We start from the raw sequence: 20,565 nt of genomic DNA, 5'->3' as shown, positions 1-20,565 counted from the left end.
GAAACGTCCCCTATATTATCCACAGCGGGCTCACAGCTGCTGAGGGGGTGTTTCACGTGAAACGCCTTTGAGTCACATCGACCCGCTCGCCTGTTTGGCGTATAGATCGAGTCCAACGCCCCCGCACGATCCGGGGGCGTTCGCATTGAGGCGAGTCTTTTGTCCGATACCTGGGATGTCATTGTCATCGGCGGCGGTCACGCCGGCTGCGAGGCGGCCGCTGCGTCGGCGCGTACGGGCGCGCGCACCCTGCTGCTGACCCACAAGCTCGAGACCATCGGCGAGATGTCGTGCAACCCGGCCATCGGCGGCTTGGGCAAGGGCCACCTGGTCCGCGAGATCGACGCCCTGGACGGCGTCATGGGCCGCCTGGCCGACAAGGCCGGCATCCAGTTCCGGATGCTGAACCGCTCGAAGGGTCCGGCCGTCCGTGGCCCGCGCTCGCAGATCGACCGCAAGCTCTATCGCGAGGCGATGCAGGCCGAGCTGGCCGCCACGCCGAACCTCGACATCATCGCCGCCGCTGCCGAGGATCTGATCGTTGAGGACGGTAAGGTCGCGGGCGCGGTCGATGGGGAAGGGCGGGCGTACCGCGCTTCACGTGTAATCCTGACGACCGGCACCTTCCTGAAGGGTGTCATCCACCGGGGCGACGACCGTCTCCCCGCCGGCCGGGTCGGCGACCAGCCGTCGATCGGCCTGGCCGATCGACTCTACGGCCTGGACTTCCAGATGGGCCGCCTGAAGACCGGCACGCCCGCGCGCCTGAACGGCAAGACTATCGCCTGGGACCAGCTGGAGAGCCAGGCGGCCGACGAGGAGCCGGTCCCGTTCTCGTACCTGACGGATAAGATCGAGGTCCCGCAGATCGCCTGCGGCGTCACCTTCACCACCGAAGAGACCCACCGGATCATCGCCGAGCGGCTCACCGAGTCGCTGGTCTATGGCGGTCGCGCCACGGGGATCGGCCCGCGCTATTGCCCGTCGATCGAGGACAAGGTTGTCCGCTTCGCCGACAAGACGAGCCACCAGATCTTCCTGGAGCCGGAAGGCCTGGACGACGACACCGTCTATCCGAACGGCATCTCCACGTCGGTGTCAGAAGAAACGCAGCTGCTCTTCCTGCGCACGATCCCCGGCCTCGAGAAGGTCGAGGTGATCCGCTACGGCTATGCGATCGAATACGACTATGTCGATCCGCGCGAGCTCTACGCCACGCTGGAGACCAAGCGCCTGCCGGGCCTGTACCTGGCCGGCCAGATCAACGGCACCACGGGCTATGAAGAGGCGGGGGCCCAGGGCCTGGTCGCTGGCCTGAACGCGGCATTGGCGGCGCAGGGCAGGGAGCCCGCCACCTTCGCTCGCGACGAAGCCTATATCGGCGTGATGATCGACGACCTGGTCACCCGGGGCGTCACCGAGCCGTACCGCATGTTCACCAGCCGGGCCGAGTTCCGCCTGACCCTGCGCGCCGACAATGCCGACCAGCGCCTGACCGATTGTGGGATCGAGCTCGGCGTGGTGGGCGAGACCCGCGCCAAGGCCTGGACCGAGAAGAAGGATCGCCTGGAGGCGGCCCGCGCCTTCGCCCGTTCCGTCACCCTGACCCCGAACGAGGCGGTGAAGGCCGGCTTCAAGGTCAACAGCGACGGCGTCCGCCGGGATGTCTTCGCCATGCTGGCCTATCCGGACGTGACCCTGGATGATCTCGGCCGCATCTGGCCCGAGGTTTTCACGTGGAACACTGACGTCCGCGAGCAGATCGAGATCGAGGCCGCCTATGCCGGCTATCTGGATCGCCAGCGCGCCGACGCCGAAAGCCTGCGCAAGGACGAGGACCTGCGTCTGCCCGCCGACCTGGACTATGCCGACATCGGCAGCCTGTCGAACGAAGTGCGCGAGAAGCTGCAGCGCGTGCGTCCCCTGACCTTGGGCCAGGCGGCTCGGATCGAGGGTGTCACTCCGGGCGCGCTGACGGCTCTGCTGGCTCACGTGAGGCGCGGCCGTGCAGCCTGATCTCGTGACCGTAGAACCCCCGGTGCTGGACGCAGCTGGTTACCAAGCCCTTACCGGCGCGACCGACGTCCAGATGGCCGACCTGGCGCGCTTCCAGGAGCTTCTGGCCGAGTGGAACGCGGTGATGAACCTGGTCGGTCCGCTGACCATCGCCACCTACTGGACCCGCCACGCCCTGGACAGCTCGCAGCTGCTGGCCCTGGCGCCCGACGCGGTGACCTGGGCCGATCTCGGGGCCGGCGCGGGTCTGCCCGGCGTGGTGCTGGCCATACTGCTAAAGGGTAGGGCTGGGGCCAAGGTTCACCTGGTCGAGTCGATGGCAAAGCGCTGCCGCTTCCTGGAAGTCGTCGCCAAGGATCTGGACCTGCCGGTCGAGATCCATAATGTCCGAGCCGAAGAGCTGAAGCTGAAGGTCGACGTCGTCACCGCGCGGGCCTGCGCGCCGATGACCAAGCTGCTCGGCTTCGCCGAACCCTATCTGTATCGCGGCGCGACGGGCCTGTTCCTGAAGGGGCAGGACGTCGCTGCGGAACTGACCGAGGCCTCCAAGGCCTGGGCGTTCGCCAGCGAGCTGAGCACCAGTCAAAGCGACCCCCGTGGCCGCATCGTTCAAGTGAAGAGGCTTTCCCGTGTCCGCTAATCCTCTCCGCGTCCTGGCCATCGCCAACCAGAAGGGCGGGGTCGGCAAGACCACGACCGCCATCAATCTGGGCACCGCCCTGGCCGCTTGCGGCGAGCGGGTGCTGCTGATCGACGCCGACCCGCAGGGCAACTGTTCCACGGGGCTGGGCATCGGCCGCACCCAGCGCCGGACCACGCTGTACGACGTGCTGATGGGCGAGTCGCCGGTGGTGGACGCCGCCGTGAAGACCGAGCTGCCCGGCCTGGACGTCATTCCGGCCGACGCCGACCTGTCGGGCGTCGAGATCGAGCTGGGCCAGACCGCCCGCCGGTCGTACCGCCTGCGCGACGCCCTGGAGTCGATCCGGGTCAACGGGCCCTACACCTATGTGCTGATCGACTGCCCGCCGTCGCTGAACGTGCTGACCGTCAACGCCATGACCGCCGCCGACGCGGTGTTCGTGCCGCTGCAGTGCGAGTTCTTCGCCCTGGAAGGCCTGACCCAGCTGATGCGCACCATCGAGCGCATCCGTGGCAGCCTGAACCCGCGCCTGGAGATCCAGGGCGTGGTGCTGACGATGTACGACCGCCGCAACAGCCTGTCCGAGCAGGTGGCCCGCGACGTGCGCGAGTACTTCGGCGACAAGGTCTATGACGCGGTCATCCCGCGTAACGTCCGCGTCTCGGAGGCGCCGTCGTTCGGTAAGCCCGTGCTGCTGTATGACCTGAAGTGCGCCGGCAGCCAGGCCTACCTGAAGCTGGCCCGCGAGGTGATCAGCCGCGAGCGCGACCGTCAGGCCCAAGCTGCTTAAACCGATTTTTTGAGTAACGACCCGAGTTTGTACGAGAAGAAGAATGGAGTCTGTGGTGGCTGAGGCTGGTGGTTCCGAGGGGCGTCGTGGTCTGGGGCGCGGTCTTTCCGCCCTGCTGGGCGAGGTCGACGCCGCGCCGGCCCAGGCGCCGGGCGACAACACGGCCGGTTCGCGCGAAGCGCCGATCGAGATCCTGAAGCGCAATCCCGACCAGCCGCGCCGCACCTTCCGCGAGGAAGACCTGGAGGACCTGTCCAACTCGATCCGCGAGAAGGGTGTCCTGCAGCCGATCCTGGTGCGTCCGGCGCCGGGCGCGCCCGGCGAATTCCAGATCGTCGCCGGCGAACGCCGTTGGCGCGCCGCCCAACGCGCGGGCCTGCGCACCGTGCCGATCATGGTGCGCGAGCTGGACGACCTGGCGGTGCTGGAAATCGGCATCATCGAAAACGTCCAGCGCGCCGACCTGAACATCCTGGAAGAAGCGCTTTCCTACAAAGTGCTGATGGAGAAGTTCGAGCGCACCCAGGAGAACATCGCCCAGACCATCGGCAAGAGCCGCAGCCACGTGGCCAACACGATGCGCCTCTTGGCCCTACCGGACGAGGTGCAGTCATACCTGGTCAGCGGTGAGCTGTCGGCCGGTCACGCCCGCGCCATCGCCGCCGCCGCCGATCCGGTCGCCCTGGCCAAGCAGATCATCGAGGGCGGTCTGTCCGTCCGCGAGACCGAGGCCCTGGCCCGCAAAGCGCCGACCGCGACGCCGAACAAGAACAAGGGCGGTCGTCCGCCGCGCGTGAAGGACACCGACACGCAGGCGCTGGAAGCCGACCTGTCGTCTGTCCTGGGCCTGGACGTCTCGATCGACCATCGCGGCGCCGGCGGCGCCCTGACGATCAGCTACGCGACGCTCGAGCAGCTGGACGACCTCTGCAACCGGCTGAGCCGAGGGGTCTGATCAGACGCACGTAAGCGCGTGCGTTTGAGCGCTTTTGGGGCGCGAAAACGGCCTCTGAAAATTGCCTCTGTCGCGCACCAAGCGGCGCCTTTCCGTACTCCGGGAGGCGCCGTTTTCGTGAGAGGAGGGCGGTTTGAGTCTGATCAGACTCCAAACCCTTGTGGTGTAAGGCTTTCCTCGAAACCATCCACAGTGGCGCAAAGGCGCTATTTTGGGTGATTTCCCTATCCGATTTCCCGGCGAAGGCCGGGACCCAGATCTCAAGGCGTTTGAGATGATTGGAAGGGCTCAGAGCTCGTAGAACCCATTCCAGCGTTTTTCCATCTAGGCCCCGGCTTTCGCCGGGGAGACGGATTTGGGTGCTACAGCCCCAGCCGCCTCGCGCGCCCAGCGATCATCAGCGCCAGGCGCTCGGAGATCAGTTGGTCGGGCGAGCCGGAGGTCTTGCAGGCGCGGTCGGCGGTGAGGACCTCGCCCTGGATCTCCAGGATGGCTTCCAGGTTCCAGGCGCGAGCCTGGCGCAGGAACTCGCGCTCTTGCTTCCAGAACACGCCGGAGGCCTTGGCGGCCGCCTGCAGGTCGACGCCGTTCCTGTGCAGAGTCAGAACCCGGCGCAGGCGGTTCAGATAGTAGCTGATCGCCCGGACGGCGGCCGGGCCGCCTTCGCCTTCGGCGGCGGCGCGGCGCAGGGCCTGCTGCGCGAGACCGGCCTTGCCGCCGAACGCGTCGGCGGCGGCGTCGCTGAGCGAGGCCTCCGGTTCCACGCCCAGGAAGTCGGTCAGGTCGGCGGCGGTGGCGGTGATGCCGCTGCCTGGGCCCAGGTATAGCGCCAGGCGCTCGATCTCGGCGCGGGCCACGCCGCGCTCCTTGGGCAGGCGTGAAACGAAGAGATCCAGGGCCTCGCTGTTGAGGCTGACCTTGTCATTGGCCAGGGTGTCGCGCGCCAGGCGGGCCAGGTCGCCCGCTTCGTCTTCATAACAAGGGATGACGGCGCAGCCATTGGCCTTCTCGCCGACCTTGCGCAGCAGGGAGTTGCGGTCCAGCGCGCCGGCCTCGACCAGGAAGAAGGCGTCGGGGTTCAGCTGGCCCTCGACATGGCGCGTCAGGGCCTCAGAGGCCTGCTTGTCGGGCCCGGCCTTGTCGCCGTTCAGGCGCAGGCGCACCAGCCGCCGGCCGCCCATCAGCGACATGGCCGACAGTTCGTCCTCCAGCTTGGCCGGATCGGCGTCCAGGTCGCCGTCGGTCAGCATGGCGGTGTCGAAGGGGTCGTCCGGCCGCTCGACCACGCGCTTGGCCAGGGCGTTGGCGCGATCGCGCACCACGCCCCGGTCCTTGCCGTAGATGACCACGGCCCGGATGTCCGGGGTCGGCTCCCGCAGGAAGCGTTCGACGTCCGGACGCTTGGAGAGGATCATGGGCTTTAGGCCGGCTTCCGGCCCGCCATCCAGGTGGCGATGTCCAGCTGGATCTTGCGGGCCACCTCGGCGGCGGCGCGTTCCTGGCCGTCGTTCTGGGCCGCGATGGCCGCATAGGGCTGGTCGGCCGAGTCATAGGTCACCGAGACGTCGGTCAGGCCCTTATGGACCTCGGCCGTGGTCTTGGCGTCCAGCAGGCGCCAGGTGACGGTCATCTTCAGCTCGTAGCGGTTGGCCGTGTTGTCCAGGCGCACGCCGCGAGCGAAGCGCTGTTCGTTGACCGACAGCAGCAGCTTGTAGGCCACCGGATCGTCGGCGCGATGGGCCAGGGCGTCGTCCAGCTGCTCGCGCAGCAGGTAGCCGCCGCGGCCCTCGGACGCGATGGTCTCGATGCCGGAGAGACCGCTCTCGACGCCCGGACGGCCATACAGCGGCGTAAAGCCGGCGCAGGCCGAGAGCGCGAGGGTCGAAAGAGCGAGAGCGGCCGCCGCCAGGGTGCGTTTCATCAGTCTCAGTTGGCCACGATGTTGATGATCCGGTCCTTCACCACGATCACCTTGCGGACCGTGAGGCCCTCAAGGTGGGCCATGACGTTCGGATCCGCCAGAGCGATTTTCTGGACCTCGTCCTCGGGGGCGCCGGCTTTCACCTTCACCTCGCCGCGACGCTTGCCGTTGATCTGGATCGGCAGGACACGCTCGTCGTCCGCGGCCAGGGCCGGGTCGGCCTTGGGCCAGGGCGCGTTCACGACCAAGCCTTCGCCGCCGATGCTGGCCCAGGCTTCCTCGGCCAGGTGGGGCGTGAAGGGGGCGACCAGGCGCGCCAGGATGTTCAGGGCTTCTTTGCGAGCCGCCAGCACGCCCTGCGACGCGCCTTCGGCCGGAGCGGCCTTCAGGGCGTTCAGGAACTCGTACAGGCGCGCCACGCCGCTGTTGAAGCGGAAGCCCTCGATGCTGTCGGTGACGAAGCCGATCAGCTTGTGGGCCGACTTGCGCAGGGCCACGGCGGCTTCATCGCTGTCGTCGTGGGCGAAGTCGCCGGCCGGCTGGCCGTCGAACTCGTTCCACAGGCGGTGCGTGAAGCGCCACGAACCCTCGACGCCCGAGTTCGTCCACTGGACGTCGCGCTCGGGCGGGCTGTCGCTCATCACGAACAGGCGGGCGCTGTCGACGCCGTAGGCCTCGAAGATGTCCTCGGGCGCGACGACGTTCTTCTTGGACTTCGACATCTTCTCGACGTCGCCGATGATGATCGGCGCGCCGGTCGTGGCGTGGACGGCCGTGCGGCTGTTGCCCTCGACGGTGATGCGGATGTCCGAGGGCTCGACCCACTCGCCGGCCTCGTTCTTGTAGGCCTCGTGGGTGACCATGCCCTGGGTGAACAGGCCCGCGAACGGCTCCTCGACCGACAGCAGGTTCTCGTCCTTCAGGGCGCGGGTGATGAAGCGCGCGTACAGCAGGTGCAGGATCGCGTGCTCGACGCCGCCGATATACTGGTCGACGGCCATCCAGTAGTCGGCCGCTTCCTTGCCGACCGGCTCTTGCGCGGTCGGGTCGGCGAAGCGGGCGAAGTACCAGCTGGAGTCGATGAACGTATCCAGCGTGTCGGTCTCGCGCTCGGCCTTGCCGCCGCACGAGGGGCAACTGGTGTGGCGCCAGGTCGGGTGGCGCAGCAGCGGGTTGCCCGGCTTGTCGAAGGTGACGTCCTCGGGCAGGGCGACCGGCAGCTGGTCTTCCGGCACGGGCACGACGCCGCAGTCGGCGCAGTGGATCACCGGGATCGGGCAGCCCCAGTAGCGCTGGCGCGAGACGCCCCAGTCGCGCAGGCGGTAGACGGTCGCGCCCTGGCCCTGACCGGCCGCCTCGATGCGGGCCACGGCCTCGGCCTTGGCGGCCTCGACGTCCATGCCGTCCAGGAACTCGGAATTGAAGATCTTGCCGGGGCCGACATAGGCCTCCTTGCCGACCGTGAAGGTCGCCGGGTCCTCACCGTTGGGCAGCACCACCGGCAGCACCGGCAGGTCGTACTTGCGGGCGAAGTCCAGGTCGCGCTGGTCGTGGGCCGGGCAGGCGAAGATCGCGCCGGTGCCGTAGTCCATCAGGATGAAGTTGGCGATCCAGACGGGCAGGGTGATCGACGGGTCCAGCGGGTGTTGCACCCGCAGGCCGGTGTCGTAGCCCAGCTTCTCGGCGCTCTCGATCTCGGCTTCCGAGGTGCCGCCCTTGCGGCAGTCGGCGATGAACTGCTGGACCTCGGGGTTCTCGATGCCCAGGCGCTCGGCCAGCGGGTGCTCGGGCGCGATGCCGACGAAGCTGGCGCCGAACAGGGTGTCGGGACGGGTGGTGTAGACCTCCAGCCCGTCGGCCATGCCGTCGGGGGCTTCACCCTCGAATTGGAACTTGAAGCGCAGGCCCTTGCTGCGGCCGATCCAGTTCTCCTGCATCAGGCGAACCTTGTCGGGCCAGCGGTCCAGGGTCTTCAGGCCCTCGATCAGGTCGTCGGCATATTGGGTGATGCGCAGGAACCACTGGGTCAGCTTGCGCTTCTCGACCGTCGCGCCCGAGCGCCAGCCCTTGCCGTCGATGACCTGCTCATTGGCCAGGACGGTCATGTCGACCGGATCCCAGTTGACCGAGGCTTCCTTGCGATAGACCAGGCCGCTCTTCAGCAGGCGCAGGAACCAGGCCTGCTGCTTGCCGTAATATTCCGGGTCGCAGGTGGCGAACTCGCGCGACCAGTCGACCGAAATGCCCAGCGACTTCAGCTGCTCGCGCATGGCGGCGATGTTGTCGTAGGTCCAGCCCTTGGGGTGGACGCCGCGCTCCATGGCCGCGTTCTCGGCGGGCATGCCGAAGGCGTCCCAGCCCATCGGGTGCAGGACGTTGAAGCCTTGCGCGCGCTTGTAGCGGGCCACGACGTCGCCCATGGCGTAGTTGCGGACGTGGCCCATGTGGATGCGGCCCGACGGGTACGGGAACATCTCGAGCACATAGTATTTCGGACGGCCGTCGTTGATCTCGCCGGTCTTGAAGACGTCGGCCTTCGCCCAGGCTTCACGCCACTTGGGCTCGGTGTCTTTGGGATTGTAGCGGGCCATCGGAAACCAGGTGTCTAGATGCAGGAACGCGCCCCGAGGGCGATCCGCGCAAGACTATGCGGTTTCGCGGCCGGAGCGCGCAGAGAAATAGGAAGTCTGAAGGGTTCTCGCCGGTTGCGGCGAGAACCCTCCGAAGAACCTTAGTTCTTGATGTTCGAAAGTCGAAGCTGACGCGCGCGGGTCAGGATCGCGTTCTCGATGTCGGTGGCGGTCTGGTCGGCGACCGGAGCGTCGACCCAGGCGCCGTTGATGTCCTTGGACTGCTTGAACACCGTGACGTTCAGGCCGTCGGCGCGCAGGCGGGTGTCCAGGATGTAGACCGTGGCCTTGAAGCGCTCGGCCGGGGTTTCCGGGTTCACGTACCAGTCGGTGACGATCACGCCGCCGTACGGGTCGGCCGAGGCCAGCGGCATGAAGGCCAGGGTGTCCAGGCTCGCGCGCCACAGATAGCCGTTGACGCCGATGCCGGCCTCGGCGGGCGCGGCCTTGCTGCCGCCGCCGAAGCGCTTGAACGGGTTGAAGCCCGGTTCGTCGCTTTGCGTGGAAAACGTCTTGGGGGGCTTGTTGCTGGCGCATGCGGTCATGCCCAGCATCGACAGAGCCAGGACGCCCGCGGCGACGCCGCGCATCACAGACCCACGCTCAAACGCCATAGTACCTCGCTCCAATGTCTCGCCGACGCGATTACGCGCTTCCTGGCGCGCCCCCGCGGCCGGGAGCCGGTCTATAGCATGGCTACGCCGCCTCAAAACAGGAATCGCGTGACCTCATCGACACAGGACTCGATTGAATCGCTCAATTCAGCCCGAAGTGCGACCAAACCCCGGTTGACCGCGTTCCGGCCAAGCCTTTAATCGCAAATCAAGGGGCTCGATCCTATATGGAGCGAGTGGGGACATTGTATAGGCGGCGAGTAGCGATGGTCGCGAAGCGTTATTTCCTGGCGGGTGCAGCCGCGCTGATCCTCACTGGATCGGCCGCGACGGCGTTTGCCCAGGCCAAGCCGCATGCCGTCGCCCCCGATTTCTCGGTCAAGAACGACTTCACCAGCGCACCGGTCGGCGTCCAGTACCCGACCGACGACAAGCGCACGCTGAAGTGGGACGCCAAGAAGGGCCGCTGGGGTCTCAAGCTCGACCTGGACCAGCCGTCCAGCCGCGAGATGGAACTGCAGGACGTTCAGGCCGGCGCCTATTTCAAGGTGACCCCGTCGATCCGCGTCGGCGGCGCTGTCAGCCTGGGCGAGACCAACCCGGCCCTGGCCGCCCGCAAGGCCCAGCAGGCCGATCCGGCGCCCCGCGTGCGTCTGGAAACCGCCTTCAAGTTCTAAAGGCTACCCCGCGAGCGCTTCGACCGCCGCGATGCCGACGATTCCGCTGCCGATCAGCTGCGTGACCGTGCGCGCCCGCACGCCGCCCAAGGCGTAGACGGGCAGGGCCGTCGCCGCGACCAGACCCTTCAGGCCCTCGATCCCCAGCGGCTCGCCCGCCGACGGGCTGTTGCTGGGAAAGACCGGCGACACCACGACCGCGTCGGCGCCCGCGCGTTCGGCGGCGTGGACGGCCATGACGTCATGGGCCGCGGCCGTGATCAGCCAGCGGGCGTGCTCGGCGCGCAAACGCGGGATGGCGACGACGCTGGCCTCGGGCAGGTGCAGGCCGTCCGCGCCGATGCCCTCGGCCAGGCCGGCATGGGCCCCGGCCAGCAGGATCAGGCCGCGGGCGTCGGCGATGGCCCGCAGACGGCGGCCCCGGTCGATCGCATCCTCGGCCCCGAAGGCGCGGAAGACGATCCCGGCCCCGGCCGGCAGGCGCTCGGCCACCGCCTCCGGGTTCGCAACCCGCGCCGGGTCGGTGAAGAATAGCAAGGCGGGCAGGGCCCGGTCGCGCGCGGTCCTTGGCGGGAAGGCCGCCGTCGCACTAGACAGGACTTCTAGTTCGCTCACGTTTCCGTCCAAGGCCACACCCCCCTCATGACCTCAAGCAAGCCGCACGCTCTCGCCCAGGTCCAGGCTAGCATTGCAGAGGCCGAAATCCGAGCCGGTCGGCCGGCGGGTTCGGTCACTTTGGTGGCCGTGTCCAAGACCCAGCCCTGGGAGACCGTCGCGCCCGTGCTCGAGGCCGGCCAGCGAGTGTTCGGCGAGAACCGCGTCCAGGAGGCCATGGAGCGCTGGAGCGACCGCCGCGAAGGCCTGGAACTGCGCCTGATCGGGCCGTTGCAGACCAACAAGGCCCGCGAGGCCGTGGGTTTCTTCGATGTCATCGAGACGCTCGATCGCGAAAAGCTGGCCCGGGTCCTGGCTGACGAGATCCAGCGAGCCGGCCAGGCCCCGCGCCTCTATGTCCAGGTCAATATCGGCGAAGAGGCCCAAAAGGCCGGCATCGCGCCGGCGGAGGCTGACGGCTTCATCGCCGCTTGCCGGGAGGCCTATGGCCTGACGGTCGAGGGTCTGATGTGCATCCCGCCCGTCGACCAGGACCCCGCGCCGCATTTCGCGGCCCTGCGGGCCATCGCCGAGCGCAACGGAGTCGGGAAGCTGTCGATGGGGATGAGCGAGGACTTCGAGACCGCGATCGCAGAGGGTGCGACCTCGGTGCGGGTGGGATCGGCGATCTTCGGGTCGCGGGCCTACCAAACGACCTAGCAATCCCCGTCTCCCCGGCGAAAGCCGGGGCCCAGATTCATCCTGAGCGTTTGGGGTGTTCGCGCCCAATGGCCCAGACCTGAAACGGATAGGTTCTGGGTTCGATCTCGGCCCCGGCTTTCGCCGGGGAGACGGAGAATTATTCGGCCACGATCTCCACCGCGTCGCCCGGCTTGGCCGCCGCCAACACCGCCTCGATATCCGCCCGTTCCAGCGCCACGCAGCCCTCCGTCCCGGGATAACCCTCCCGCGCTAAGTGCATGAAGATCGCCGAGCCCATGCCCGGAACCGGCGGGTCATCGTTGTGGCCAAGGATCACGACCAGATCGTAGACGTGGTCGTCGCGCCACATCCGCTCGGCGCTGGCCGGATAGGGCAGGGTGATGGGGCGGTTGTAGTTCGGATCCCCCGGCGCATCGCACCAGCCGTCCTCCCGCCGCGTGGCGCGGACGGGCAGGGCGGTCTTCGGACCCTCGGGATAGACGTCGGGCCGGTACCAGACCTCGCGCATGACCCAGGTCCCCAGTGGGCTCCTGTTGTCACCCTCGCGCTTGTCGGCCCCCGCGATCACGCCGGCCTTGCCGATCGCGCAGCGCAGGACCCGTCCGTCCAGCTCGAAACGGCCATCGGCATGGGCGCGAAACAGCATGGAACCGGGACTCCTCAGACTAAAGCCGCGCTCGGGGTTGTCCCGAGGGGCCGCAGCGGTGCATGTTTCGCCTTATGGCGCAACGTAAGACCCTGCTTCTGATCGACGACGACGATGACCTGCGCGGCGCCTTGGCCGAGCAGTTGGCCCTGCATGAGGAGTTCGCGGTCGCCGAGGCCTCGACCGCCGGCGAGGGCGTACGGGTGTCGCGCGAGCTCAAGCCCGACCTGATCCTGCTGGACGTCGACCTGCCCGACATGGACGGCCGCGAGGCCTGCCGCCTGATGCGCAAGAACGGGGTCACGGCCCCGGTGATCATGCTGACGGCCGCCGCCAGCGACAGCGACACCATCCTGGGCCTGGAGTCCGGGGCCAACGACTATGTCACCAAGCCCTTCCGCTTCGGCGTGCTGCTGGCCCGCATCCGCGCTCAGCTGCGCAGCTATGAGGCTTCGGAAGACGCGCTGTTCCGCATCGGCCCGTACGAGTTCCGCCCGTCCGCCAAGCTGCTGGTCGACGAGAAGCAGAAGAAGGTGCGGCTGACCGAGAAGGAAACCAACATCCTCAAGTACCTCTACCGCGCCGGCTCCAAGCCCGTGTCGCGCGAGGAGCTGCTGACCGAGGTGTGGGGCTACAACGCCGGCGTCACCACCCACACGCTGGAAACCCACGTCTACCGTCTGCGCCAGAAGATCGAGCCCGACCCGGCCGTGGCGCGGATCCTGATCACCGAGATGGGCGGGTATCGCCTGCAGCCGTAAGCCTCAGTCGAAAATCCAATCTCGTCATCCCGGGCGGCGAAGCCGACCCGGGACCCAGGAGCAGCCGCACTGCATTGGTCCCTGGGTCCCGGCTCTCCGCTTCGCTGCGGCCGGGATGACAAAGTTTGTTTGAGGCAAAAAGAAAAAGGCCCGGCCTTTCGGCCGAGCCCCTCTCAAAACACTTCCACCTAAAAGCTTAGGCGTTGCCGATCGGCTGGCCTTCGGCCTGGGCCTTGCGCGCGGCGTAGACGCCGGCGAAGTCGATCGGGTCGATCAGGAAGGGCGGGAAGCCGCCTTCGGCCGTGACGTCCGAGATCAGGCGACGAGCGTAGGGGAACAGGAAGCGCGGGCACTCGATCAGCAGCACCGGCTCAAGGTCGGCTTCGGCCACGCCTTCGATATGGAACAGGCCGCCATAGACCACTTCGACGTGGAACACGGCTTGCTCTTCACGCAGGGCGCGGGCCGAGAGCTTCAGGTCCACTTCGAACAGGCCGTCGGGGCGACCGCGGGCGTTCATCTCGACGCCCATGTCGATGGCGGGCTGGGCGGCGCCGGCGCGCAGGCTGTCCGGAGCCAGCGGATTCTCGAACGAGAAGTCACGGACGAACTGGGCCAGGATGCGGATGCCCGATTGCCCAGCGGCCTCTTCCGGGGTCCCTGCGGGGGCGCCATTGGGGGCGGTCGTGTCGGTCATTAGGATAAAATCCGTAATCGGCGGCTAGAACGCCTGTAAGAAAGGTGGGCGCTGCTACCATGAGGGCCGGTCTGGCGCAACGCCAGGCGCCTGACGGGAGAACGCGTCTCGCCTATATAGACACCATTCGCTGGGCCAAAAGCCCGTCAACGGACCTCGAAGTGCTCCAGATTCTGTTCCTCGCCGCGGTGGCCGCCGTCGTCCTGTACCAGCTGTACGCCACGCTGGGGCGCCGCACCGGCCGCCAGCCGGAAGAGGTTGTCGACAAGACCATCAAGCCGGCTAACGGGAGCGTGCTGGAAAGCCTGCCGAATGTCCGCGCCGAGGATCTGGCGGCGATCAAGGCCAAGCAGCCCGACTTCGATCCGACCAAGTTCCTGTCGGGGGCCCGCGCGGCCTACGAGCAGATCGTCAAGGCCTATGCCGAGGGCGACCGCGAGACGCTGAAGCCCCTGCTGGCGACCGAGGTCATGGACAATTTCGAGCAGGCCATGGCCTCGCGCGAGGCCGCCGGCCGTAGCGAGAAGGTCGAGTTCCTGACCCCGCCGCGCCTGGACCTGGAAAAGGTCGACGTCGTGGGCGATCTGGCCAAGGCCGTCGTGCGGATCCTGGCCGAGGTGCGCACCCGCACCAAGGACGAGCGTGGCGAAGGCGTCGACGACCGCCGCACGGCCGAGCTCTGGACCTTCGAGCGCGAGGTCAAGAGCAGCAATCCGAACTGGCTTCTGACCTACGTCGCCGCCGCCGAGGCGTGATGACCCGGGTTCGTTCCTTCGCTCCGCTAATTCTGGCGGGCCTGCTGCTGAGCGCCTGCGCCAGCGCGATCACGCCGACCCCGCCGGTCGCGACCGGTCCAGCGCCGCCGCCTCCGACGAGCGGCATACCGTCGCCGCCGGTTCTGCCGCCGCCGACGGCGCTGTCGTTCTCCAGCCTGGCCGGCTGGAGCGAGGACGACCACCTGGCGGCGCTGAACGCTTTCCGGGCCGGTTGCGGGGTCGCCAAGGATCCCGCCTTGGCCCGCGTCTGCGGCCTGGCCAAGGCGACCGTGATCCAGGACGAGCAGGGCGCCCGGGCGTTCCTCGAAGCCAATTTCCGGCCTGAGCCGGTCGGTGACGAAGGCCTACTGACCGCCTATTTCGCCCCGCAGTACGAAGCGCGGATGTCGCGCAACGCCGAGTTCACCGCCCCGGTGCGCGGCCTGCCGGCCGACCTGGTGGTGCTGGACCTGGCCGATTTCGAGCCCGGCTTCGTCGGCAAGAAGATCACCGGCCACGTCGAAGGCCCGACCTTCGTGCCCTATCCGGCCCGCGCCGAGATCGAGGCGGTTCCGACCGACAAGCCCCTGGCCTGGATGCGGCCCGAGGAGCTGTTTTTCCTGCAGATCCAGGGCTCGGGCATTCTGGTGCTGCCGGACGGTCGCCGGGTGCGCGCGGCCTTCGCCGGCCACAACGGCAAGCCGTTCGTCGGCATCGCCAACGCCATGCGCGACCAGGGCCTGCTGCCCGACAACAACACCTCGGGTGACGCGATCCGCACCTGGCTGGCCGCGCATCGCGGGCCGGAAGCCGACGCGATCATGCGGCTGAACCCGCGCTACGTGTTCTTCAAGATGGCCGCCGACGACGGCAAGGAAGCGGTCGGCGCCGCCGGCGTGCCGCTGCCGGCCGGTCGCGCCATCGCCGTCGACCCCAGCAAGCACGCCTATGGCGGCCTGTACTGGCTGGACGCCGCCGCGCCCAAGCTGGCGGGCGCCTTCCCGGCCTATCGCCGCCTGGCCGTGGCGCTGGATACCGGCGGGGCCATCAAGGGCGAGGTCCGCGCCGATCTCTATATGGGCAGCGGCAACGCCGCCGGGGCCGAGGCCGGCCGCGTGCGTCACACGCTGCGGCTCTATCGGCTGGTTCCTCGGTCGTAAGGTGGCCAAGAAACCGCCACCCGGACCTGAGGACGACAAGCGCCTCTGGAAGCTCGTCGCCTCGACCGTGACGCCGCGCGCGCCCGTGGCGCCCGAGAAGATGCGCTCCAAGGCCCGGATCCGGCCGTCGCTGAAGGCGGCCACGGCCATACCGGCCGACCCGCCGACGCGCCTGGCCTCGATCGCGCCTCTGCGCGTGTCGCCCGAGGAGCTGAAGCCGGCTCCGGCCAAGACCCTGAAATACGCGCCGGACCGCATCGAGCCCAACCGCAAGCGTCGCATCGCCAAGGAACACGACCCGATCGGCGCGCGCCTGGACATGCACGGCCTGGACCAGGACCAGGCCCGCGCGACGCTCGAGAGCTTCATCCGCCGCGCCTATGACGACGGCCACCGCGCCGTGCTGGTCATCACCGGCAAGGGCAAGATCGGGCATGGGGTCCTGCGGCAACGCACGCCCGAATGGCTGGCGGGGCCGACGGTGCGCGAGATGATCGCCGGGGTGTCGACGGCCGACCAGCGGCACGGCGGCGAAGGGGCGCTCTACGTGGCGCTGAAGCGCAAGAGCTGAGGCCCGTCGCCGTGCGTCCAGACGATCGCCCCGATCACCAGGACGAGCTGCAGGAAGGCGGTGAGCCACAGCAGGGTGCGGAACGGCTCCTTCCGGGTCTTGTGGCGAAGAAGCTGCTGAGCCGCGAAGGCGCCGGGTGTGCCGCCAAACAGGGCCAGTTGCAGGAGGATCCGCTCCGGCACGCGTCGATCGCCCTGTCTCGCCCGCTGCTTGTCATCCGCGAAGACCGCGAAGGTCAGCGCGTTCATGACGAGCAGATAGAGGCCGACGAGCTGGACCATGCCCAAGCATGGGCCACCAACCTTACCGGTCGATTATTGGGGCTTCCGAGCAGCCTTTTCGGCGATGCCGGACGTGCCTTCACGGGCTTCCAGCTTCTCGGCCACGGCGTCCAGAGACACGCCCGAGGCGGCCATCAGGGCCAGCCAGTGGTAGAGCAGATCGGCGCTCTCGGCCGCCAGGGCGTCGGGACCCTGGGCCACAGCCGCGATCACCGTCTCGACGGCTTCCTCGCCCAGCTTCTTGGCGGCCAGGGCCGGGTCGTTCAGCAGCTTGGCGGTATAGGACACCGACGGATCGCCGCCCTTGCGGGCTTCGATCGTGGCCGAGAGGCGGTCCAGGACCTCGCTGAGGCGGCTCATGCGGCGCTCCGATCAAGGCGCACGGGAATGCCGGCGTCGGCCATGGCCTGCTTGGCCTCGCCGATGCTGATCTCGCCGAAGTGGAAGATCGAGGCGGCCAGCACGGCGGCGGCGTGGCCTTCGCGGGCGGCTTCGACCAGGTGCTCGGTCTTGCCCGCGCCGCCCGAGGCGATCACCGGCACGTTCACCGCGCCCGTCACGGCCTTCAGCAGCGGGATATCGTAGCCGATCTTGGCGCCGTCGCGGTCCATCGAGGTCAGCAGGATCTCGCCCGCGCCGCGCTCGACGACCTTGGCGGCCCAGTCGACCACGTCGATGCCGGTGTCCTTGCGGCCGCCATAGGTCCAGACGTTCCAGCCGCCCGAGCCGTCCTCGCGCGCCTTGGCGTCGATGGCCACCACCACGCACTGGCTGCCAAAGGCGTCGGCGCCGCGGGCGATCAGGTCGGGGTTCTCGACGGCGGCGGTGTTGGTCGAGACCTTGTCGGCCCCGGCCAGCAGCAGGCGGCGCATGTCCGACACCTGCCGCACGCCCCCGCCCACCGAGACGGGCATGAAGCAGACCTCGGCCGTGCGCGAGATGACGTCCAGGATCAGGCCGCGGCCTTCGCTGGAGGCGGTGATGTCCAGGAACATCAGCTCGTCGGCGCCGGCCGCGTCATAGGCCCGCGCCTGCTCCACCGGGTCGCCGGCGTCGCGCAGGGAGACGAAATTGACCCCCTTGACCACCCGCCCGTCCTTCACGTCGAGGCAGGGAATGATCCGGGTCTTCAGCATCAGGCGGCCGCCGCGATCAGGGCTTCGGCCGGCTTGATCGTGCCGGCATAGAGCGAGCGACCCAGGATGGCCCCGGCGATCTCGACGCCCTTGCGGGCCTTGAGGCGCTCGATGTCGGCCACGGCGGCGACGCCGCCCGAGGCGATGACGGGGATCGAGACGGCGTCGGCCAGCTCGCCCACGCCTTCGACATTGACGCCGGTCAGGGCGCCGTCGCGGCTGATGTCGGTGATGATCAGGGCGGCGACGCCGGCGTCCTCGAAGCGGCGCGACAAGTCGATCGCCGACAGGTCCGACAGGCCGGTCCAGCCATCGACGGCGACCTTGCCGTCACGGACGTCGACGGCCACGGCGATCTGCTCGGGCCACAGGCGGGCGGCCTTCTTGACCAGTTCGGGGTCGTGCACCGCCACCGTGCCCAGGATCACGCGGGACACGCCCGCCTCGATCCAGGCCTCGACGCCTTCCAGGGTGCGGATGCCGCCGCCCAGCTGCACGGGGATGGAGATCGACTCCAGGATCTGCTCGACGGCGGCGGTGTTGACCGACTTGCCCTCAATGGCGCCGTTCAAATCAACGACGTGCAGCCACGAGAAGCCGTCCTTGACGAAGCGCTGGGCCTGGTCGGCGGGCGAATTGTTGAAGACCGTGGCCTTCTCCATGTCGCCGTGCAGCAGGCGCACGCACTGGCCGTCCTTCAGGTCGATGGCGGGATAGAGGATCATGGGCGCCATTCCAGGAAGTTGGCGAGCAGGGCGAGCCCGGCACTTTGTGATTTTTCGGGGTGGAACTGTACGCCCGCGACATTGCCCTTGGCCACCGCCGCCGTGAACGGACCACCATGGTCCGTGGTGGCGACGATGTCGGCCGGGTCTGCCGCGTTCAGGGCGAACGAGTTGGCATAGTACATGTGGGCGCCGTCCTCGATGCCCTGGAACAGGGCATGAGCGCGGGCGAACGTGATGGCGTTCCAGCCCATGTGCGGGATGGTCAGCGAAGCATCGTGGGGCTCGAGCTTCTTCACCTGGCCGGCGATCCAGTCGAGGCCGGGGGTGACGCCGAACTCCAGGCCTTCGGTGGCCAAGAGCTGATGGCCGACGCAGATGCCCATGAAGGGCACGCCGCGGCCATGGACGGCCTGGTTCATCGCCTCATAGACGCCGGTGGCGTCCAGGCCAGCGCGGCATGAGGCGAAGGCCCCGACGCCGGGCAGGAAGACGCGATCGGCCTTGGCGACAAGGTCGGGATCGGCGGTGACGACAATCTCGGCGTCCAGCGCGCGGCGGCGGGCCGCCTCACGCAGGGCCTTCTCGGCCGAACGCAGATTGCCCGACCCGTAGTCGATCAGGGCGACGGTCTGCATGGAATGTCCTTACAGCACGCCCTTGGTGGACGGCGCCTGGCCGCCGGTCTTCGGGTCGATCTCGACCGCCTGACGCAGCGCCCGGGCCAGGGCCTTGAAGCCGCTCTCGGCCACATGGTGGGTGTTGTCGCCGTACAGGGTTTCCAGATGGATGCACGCCCCGCAGTTCATGGCGAACGCGTGGTGGAACTCCTTGAAGAGCTCGGTGTCCATCTCGCCGACCTTGGGGCGTTTGAACTCGACCTTCCAGATCAGGTACGGCCGGTTGGACAGGTCGATGGCGCAGCGCGTCAGGGTCTCGTCCATCGGGATATAGGCCGAGCCAAAGCGCCGGATGCCCTTGAAGCCATCCAGCGCCTTGTTGATCGCCTGGCCCAGCACGATGCCGGTGTCCTCGACCGTGTGGTGCATGTCGATATGCAGGTCGCCCTTGGTCTCGACCTTGAGGTCGAAGCCGCCGTGGCGCGCGAAGCTCTCCAGCATATGGTCGTAGAAACCGATGCCGGTGGAGATCGTCGAGACGCCGGTCCCGTCGAGATCGATCCAGACCCGGATCTGGGTCTCCTTCGTCTCGCGGACCACTTCAGCGGTGCGGGCCATCTGAATCCTTAAAGTCCGTTCTTGGCGGCCAGCTCACGCAGGTTGACCTGCGGGCGCGGACCGTAGTGGTCGATGACCTCGGCGGCGGCCAGAGAGCCCAGCTGACCGCAGACCGGCAGCGGGAGACCTTGGCTCAGGCCGTAGAGGAAACCTGCGGCGTATTGGTCGCCCGCGCCGGTCGTGTCCACGACTTTTTCGACGGGGTAAGCCGAGATTTCGTAAAGCTGCCCGCTCGAGGCCGCGATCGAACCCTTTTCGCCTCGGGTGATGGCGGCGATCTCGCAGCGTTCGGCCAGGGCCTTCACGGCGGCGTCGAAATCGTCGGTCTCGAACAGCGAGCAGACCTCGGCGTCATTGGCGAAGACGATGTCGCACTGGGTCTCGATGAACGGCAGCAGGGCCGAGCGGTGGCGGTCGACCATGAAGCTGTCCGACAGCGTCATGGCGATCTTGCGGCCCGAGCCGTGGGCCAGGGCGGCGGCCTTGGCGAAGGCGCGGCGGGCTTCCGGCGGGTCGAACAGATAGCCTTCCAGATACGAGATCTGGGCGGCCTCGATGATCTCGGGGTCGACGTCGGCGCTGGTCAGCTCGACGCAGGCGCCCAGATAGGTCGACATGGTGCGCTGGGCGTCGGGGGTGACGTTGATCAGGCTCTGGGCGGTCGCCGGGCCCTCGGCCAGGGCCGGGGTGGTGAACACGCAGCCGATGGCCTTCATGTCGTGGCGGAACACGCGGCCCAGCTGGTCGTCGGCGACCTTGCCGATATAGGCGGCCTTGCCGCCGAAGCTGGCGATGCCGGCCATGGTGTTGGCGACGCTGCCGCCCGAGGCCTCGATGCCCGCGGCCATGGCGTCGTACAGGGTTCCCGCCCGCGCCGGGTCGATCAGGGCCATCGAGCCCTTGGTCAGGCCTTCCTTGGCGAGGAAGGCGTCGTCGCACTGGGCGATGACATCGACGATGGCGTTGCCGATGCCGGCGACGTCGTAGAGCGCGGTCATGGAGCGGGACAAACCTTTGAAAGAACAGGGCCGA

24 protein-coding genes are annotated in these 20,565 nt (G+C 68.1%); 10 read left to right on the top strand and 14 right to left on the bottom strand.

The features are described 5' to 3' along the window. The first annotated feature begins 159 nt into the window (after positions 1–159). From mnmG to J7528_RS16310, 4 genes are all read left to right on the top strand, one after another. Positions 160–2,016 (top strand): tRNA uridine-5-carboxymethylaminomethyl(34) synthesis enzyme MnmG, encoded by a 1,857-nt coding sequence (mnmG, locus tag J7528_RS16325; RefSeq protein WP_291876484.1) that lies wholly within the window; start codon positions 160–162, stop codon positions 2,014–2,016. A 73-nt stretch (positions 2,017–2,089) separates the two neighbouring features. Further along, positions 2,090–2,656 carry a 16S rRNA (guanine(527)-N(7))-methyltransferase RsmG gene (rsmG, locus tag J7528_RS16320; protein ID WP_291876931.1) on the top strand — a complete coding sequence of 189 codons (567 nt, stop codon included), beginning with the start codon at positions 2,090–2,092 and terminating at the stop codon, positions 2,654–2,656. Then, positions 2,646–3,449, top strand: coding sequence for a ParA family protein (locus J7528_RS16315; protein WP_291876481.1), 804 nt, complete (start codon positions 2,646–2,648; stop codon positions 3,447–3,449). The genes rsmG and J7528_RS16315 overlap by 11 nt, the downstream gene beginning before the upstream one ends. A gap of 43 nt (positions 3,450–3,492) precedes the next feature. Next, positions 3,493–4,404 carry a ParB/RepB/Spo0J family partition protein gene (locus J7528_RS16310; protein ID WP_291876479.1) on the top strand — a complete coding sequence of 304 codons (912 nt, stop codon included), beginning with the start codon at positions 3,493–3,495 and terminating at the stop codon, positions 4,402–4,404. A 362-nt stretch (positions 4,405–4,766) separates the two neighbouring features. Here the strand turns inward: J7528_RS16310 and holA are convergent, their stop codons facing one another. The 4 genes from holA to J7528_RS16290 all read right to left on the bottom strand — a co-directional run bounded on the left by holA (position 4,767) and on the right by J7528_RS16290 (position 9,584). Beyond that, positions 4,767–5,819, bottom strand: a complete 1,053-nt coding sequence (gene holA, locus J7528_RS16305) for a DNA polymerase III subunit delta (protein ID WP_291876477.1) — start codon at positions 5,817–5,819, stop codon at positions 4,767–4,769. Positions 5,820–5,824: 5 nt separating this feature from the next. After that, a complete protein-coding gene (gene lptE, locus J7528_RS16300) occupies positions 5,825–6,325 on the bottom strand; it encodes an LPS assembly lipoprotein LptE (RefSeq protein ID WP_291876475.1) in 501 nt (166 codons plus the stop codon). Between the two features lie 5 nt (positions 6,326–6,330). Further along, complete coding sequence (gene leuS / locus J7528_RS16295; protein WP_291876473.1) at positions 6,331–8,916, bottom strand: leucine--tRNA ligase; 2,586 nt, start codon at positions 8,914–8,916, stop codon at positions 6,331–6,333. A gap of 140 nt (positions 8,917–9,056) precedes the next feature. Continuing rightward, complete coding sequence (locus J7528_RS16290) at positions 9,057–9,584, bottom strand: DUF3576 domain-containing protein (RefSeq protein WP_291876471.1); 528 nt, start codon at positions 9,582–9,584, stop codon at positions 9,057–9,059. 251 nt (positions 9,585–9,835) lie between these two features. Here J7528_RS16290 and J7528_RS16285 point away from each other — a divergent pair, with 251 nt between their 5' ends. Continuing rightward, positions 9,836–10,246, top strand: coding sequence for an NtrZ family periplasmic regulatory protein (locus tag J7528_RS16285; protein ID WP_291876468.1), 411 nt, complete (start codon positions 9,836–9,838; stop codon positions 10,244–10,246). A gap of 3 nt (positions 10,247–10,249) precedes the next feature. On the opposite strand, the gene J7528_RS16280 is transcribed toward J7528_RS16285, so the two are convergent. After that, complete coding sequence (locus J7528_RS16280) at positions 10,250–10,873, bottom strand: thiamine phosphate synthase (RefSeq protein ID WP_291876929.1); 624 nt, start codon at positions 10,871–10,873, stop codon at positions 10,250–10,252. 15 nt (positions 10,874–10,888) lie between these two features. Between J7528_RS16280 and J7528_RS16275 the strand changes: the two genes are divergently transcribed. After that, positions 10,889–11,560: a YggS family pyridoxal phosphate-dependent enzyme gene (locus J7528_RS16275; protein WP_291876465.1), complete on the top strand. Its 672-nt coding sequence runs from the start codon at positions 10,889–10,891 to the stop codon at positions 11,558–11,560. A 139-nt stretch (positions 11,561–11,699) separates the two neighbouring features. On the opposite strand, the gene J7528_RS16270 is transcribed toward J7528_RS16275, so the two are convergent. After that, complete coding sequence (locus tag J7528_RS16270) at positions 11,700–12,209, bottom strand: L,D-transpeptidase family protein (RefSeq protein ID WP_291876462.1); 510 nt, start codon at positions 12,207–12,209, stop codon at positions 11,700–11,702. Positions 12,210–12,283: 74 nt separating this feature from the next. On the opposite strand from J7528_RS16270, the gene J7528_RS16265 reads away from it, so the two are divergent. Further along, complete coding sequence (locus J7528_RS16265) at positions 12,284–12,970, top strand: response regulator transcription factor (protein WP_291876927.1); 687 nt, start codon at positions 12,284–12,286, stop codon at positions 12,968–12,970. 196 nt (positions 12,971–13,166) lie between these two features. Here the strand turns inward: J7528_RS16265 and secB are convergent, their stop codons facing one another. Then, positions 13,167–13,667, bottom strand: a complete 501-nt coding sequence (secB, locus tag J7528_RS16260; protein WP_291876459.1) for a protein-export chaperone SecB — start codon at positions 13,665–13,667, stop codon at positions 13,167–13,169. Between the two features lie 125 nt (positions 13,668–13,792). Here secB and timA point away from each other — a divergent pair, with 125 nt between their 5' ends. Genes timA through J7528_RS16245 form a run of 3 tightly spaced genes read left to right on the top strand, consistent with a single transcriptional unit; the run spans position 13,793 to position 16,153 of the window. Next, the gene (timA, locus tag J7528_RS16255) at positions 13,793–14,422 is read left to right on the top strand and encodes a TIM44-related membrane protein TimA (protein ID WP_291876925.1); all 630 of its coding nucleotides are present in this window, start codon (positions 13,793–13,795) and stop codon (positions 14,420–14,422) included. Next, positions 14,422–15,582: an MltA domain-containing protein gene (locus J7528_RS16250; protein ID WP_291876456.1), complete on the top strand. Its 1,161-nt coding sequence runs from the start codon at positions 14,422–14,424 to the stop codon at positions 15,580–15,582. The genes timA and J7528_RS16250 overlap by 1 nt, the downstream gene beginning before the upstream one ends. A 1-nt stretch (position 15,583) precedes the next feature. After that, on the top strand, positions 15,584–16,153 hold the full coding sequence (locus J7528_RS16245; protein ID WP_291876453.1) for a Smr/MutS family protein: 570 nt from the start codon (positions 15,584–15,586) through the stop codon (positions 16,151–16,153). On the opposite strand, the gene J7528_RS16240 is transcribed toward J7528_RS16245, so the two are convergent. From J7528_RS16240 to J7528_RS16210, 7 genes are read right to left on the bottom strand one after another with little or no spacing between them, the layout of a single operon-like run. Next, a complete protein-coding gene (locus J7528_RS16240; RefSeq protein ID WP_291876450.1) occupies positions 16,126–16,434 on the bottom strand; it encodes a DUF1294 domain-containing protein in 309 nt (102 codons plus the stop codon). The two genes, J7528_RS16245 and J7528_RS16240, sit on opposite strands and share 28 nt — an antisense overlap. A gap of 33 nt (positions 16,435–16,467) precedes the next feature. Then, the gene (locus J7528_RS16235) at positions 16,468–16,794 is read right to left on the bottom strand and encodes a phosphoribosyl-ATP diphosphatase (RefSeq protein ID WP_291876449.1); all 327 of its coding nucleotides are present in this window, start codon (positions 16,792–16,794) and stop codon (positions 16,468–16,470) included. Further along, on the bottom strand, positions 16,791–17,570 hold the full coding sequence (hisF, locus tag J7528_RS16230) for an imidazole glycerol phosphate synthase subunit HisF (RefSeq protein ID WP_291876447.1): 780 nt from the start codon (positions 17,568–17,570) through the stop codon (positions 16,791–16,793). Before hisF ends, J7528_RS16235 begins: the two co-directional genes overlap by 4 nt. Then, positions 17,570–18,304: a 1-(5-phosphoribosyl)-5-[(5-phosphoribosylamino)methylideneamino]imidazole-4-carboxamide isomerase gene (hisA, locus tag J7528_RS16225; RefSeq protein ID WP_291876444.1), complete on the bottom strand. Its 735-nt coding sequence runs from the start codon at positions 18,302–18,304 to the stop codon at positions 17,570–17,572. Before hisA ends, hisF begins: the two co-directional genes overlap by 1 nt. Next, complete coding sequence (gene hisH / locus J7528_RS16220) at positions 18,292–18,933, bottom strand: imidazole glycerol phosphate synthase subunit HisH (protein ID WP_291876441.1); 642 nt, start codon at positions 18,931–18,933, stop codon at positions 18,292–18,294. The genes hisA and hisH overlap by 13 nt, the downstream gene beginning before the upstream one ends. 9 nt (positions 18,934–18,942) lie before the next feature. Next, positions 18,943–19,533, bottom strand: a complete 591-nt coding sequence (hisB, locus tag J7528_RS16215) for an imidazoleglycerol-phosphate dehydratase HisB (protein ID WP_291876439.1) — start codon at positions 19,531–19,533, stop codon at positions 18,943–18,945. A gap of 8 nt (positions 19,534–19,541) precedes the next feature. Further along, on the bottom strand, positions 19,542–20,531 hold the full coding sequence (locus tag J7528_RS16210) for an adenosine kinase (RefSeq protein ID WP_291876437.1): 990 nt from the start codon (positions 20,529–20,531) through the stop codon (positions 19,542–19,544). Positions 20,532–20,565: the final 34 nt, after the last annotated feature.

Source organism: Caulobacter sp. (assembly GCF_017744445.1).
GTDB lineage: Bacteria > Pseudomonadota > Alphaproteobacteria > Caulobacterales > Caulobacteraceae > Caulobacter.
This window is presented reverse-complemented; position numbering and strand designations above follow the sequence as displayed.

Bases quoted from the DNA above. Each gene is read 5' to 3' on its own strand.
- rsmG (WP_291876931.1), top strand. From the start codon at position 2,090: ATGGCCGACCTGGCGCGCTTCCAGGAGCTTCTGGCCGAGTGGAACGCG.
- J7528_RS16310 (WP_291876479.1), top strand. From the start codon at position 3,493: ATGGAGTCTGTGGTGGCTGAGGCTGGTGGTTCCGAGGGGCGTCGTGGT.
- holA (WP_291876477.1), bottom strand. From the start codon at position 5,819: ATGATCCTCTCCAAGCGTCCGGACGTCGAACGCTTCCTGCGGGAGCCG.
- lptE (WP_291876475.1), bottom strand. From the start codon at position 6,325: ATGAAACGCACCCTGGCGGCGGCCGCTCTCGCTCTTTCGACCCTCGCG.
- leuS (WP_291876473.1), bottom strand. From the start codon at position 8,916: ATGGCCCGCTACAATCCCAAAGACACCGAGCCCAAGTGGCGTGAAGCC.
- J7528_RS16285 (WP_291876468.1), top strand. From the start codon at position 9,836: ATGGTCGCGAAGCGTTATTTCCTGGCGGGTGCAGCCGCGCTGATCCTC.
- J7528_RS16275 (WP_291876465.1), top strand. From the start codon at position 10,889: ATGACCTCAAGCAAGCCGCACGCTCTCGCCCAGGTCCAGGCTAGCATT.
- J7528_RS16270 (WP_291876462.1), bottom strand. From the start codon at position 12,209: ATGCTGTTTCGCGCCCATGCCGATGGCCGTTTCGAGCTGGACGGACGG.
- J7528_RS16265 (WP_291876927.1), top strand. From the start codon at position 12,284: ATGGCGCAACGTAAGACCCTGCTTCTGATCGACGACGACGATGACCTG.
- secB (WP_291876459.1), bottom strand. From the start codon at position 13,667: ATGACCGACACGACCGCCCCCAATGGCGCCCCCGCAGGGACCCCGGAA.
- J7528_RS16250 (WP_291876456.1), top strand. From the start codon at position 14,422: ATGACCCGGGTTCGTTCCTTCGCTCCGCTAATTCTGGCGGGCCTGCTG.
- J7528_RS16240 (WP_291876450.1), bottom strand. From the start codon at position 16,434: ATGGTCCAGCTCGTCGGCCTCTATCTGCTCGTCATGAACGCGCTGACC.
- J7528_RS16235 (WP_291876449.1), bottom strand. From the start codon at position 16,794: ATGAGCCGCCTCAGCGAGGTCCTGGACCGCCTCTCGGCCACGATCGAA.
- hisF (WP_291876447.1), bottom strand. From the start codon at position 17,570: ATGCTGAAGACCCGGATCATTCCCTGCCTCGACGTGAAGGACGGGCGG.
- hisA (WP_291876444.1), bottom strand. From the start codon at position 18,304: ATGGCGCCCATGATCCTCTATCCCGCCATCGACCTGAAGGACGGCCAG.
- hisH (WP_291876441.1), bottom strand. From the start codon at position 18,933: ATGCAGACCGTCGCCCTGATCGACTACGGGTCGGGCAATCTGCGTTCG.
- hisB (WP_291876439.1), bottom strand. From the start codon at position 19,533: ATGGCCCGCACCGCTGAAGTGGTCCGCGAGACGAAGGAGACCCAGATC.
- J7528_RS16210 (WP_291876437.1), bottom strand. From the start codon at position 20,531: ATGACCGCGCTCTACGACGTCGCCGGCATCGGCAACGCCATCGTCGAT.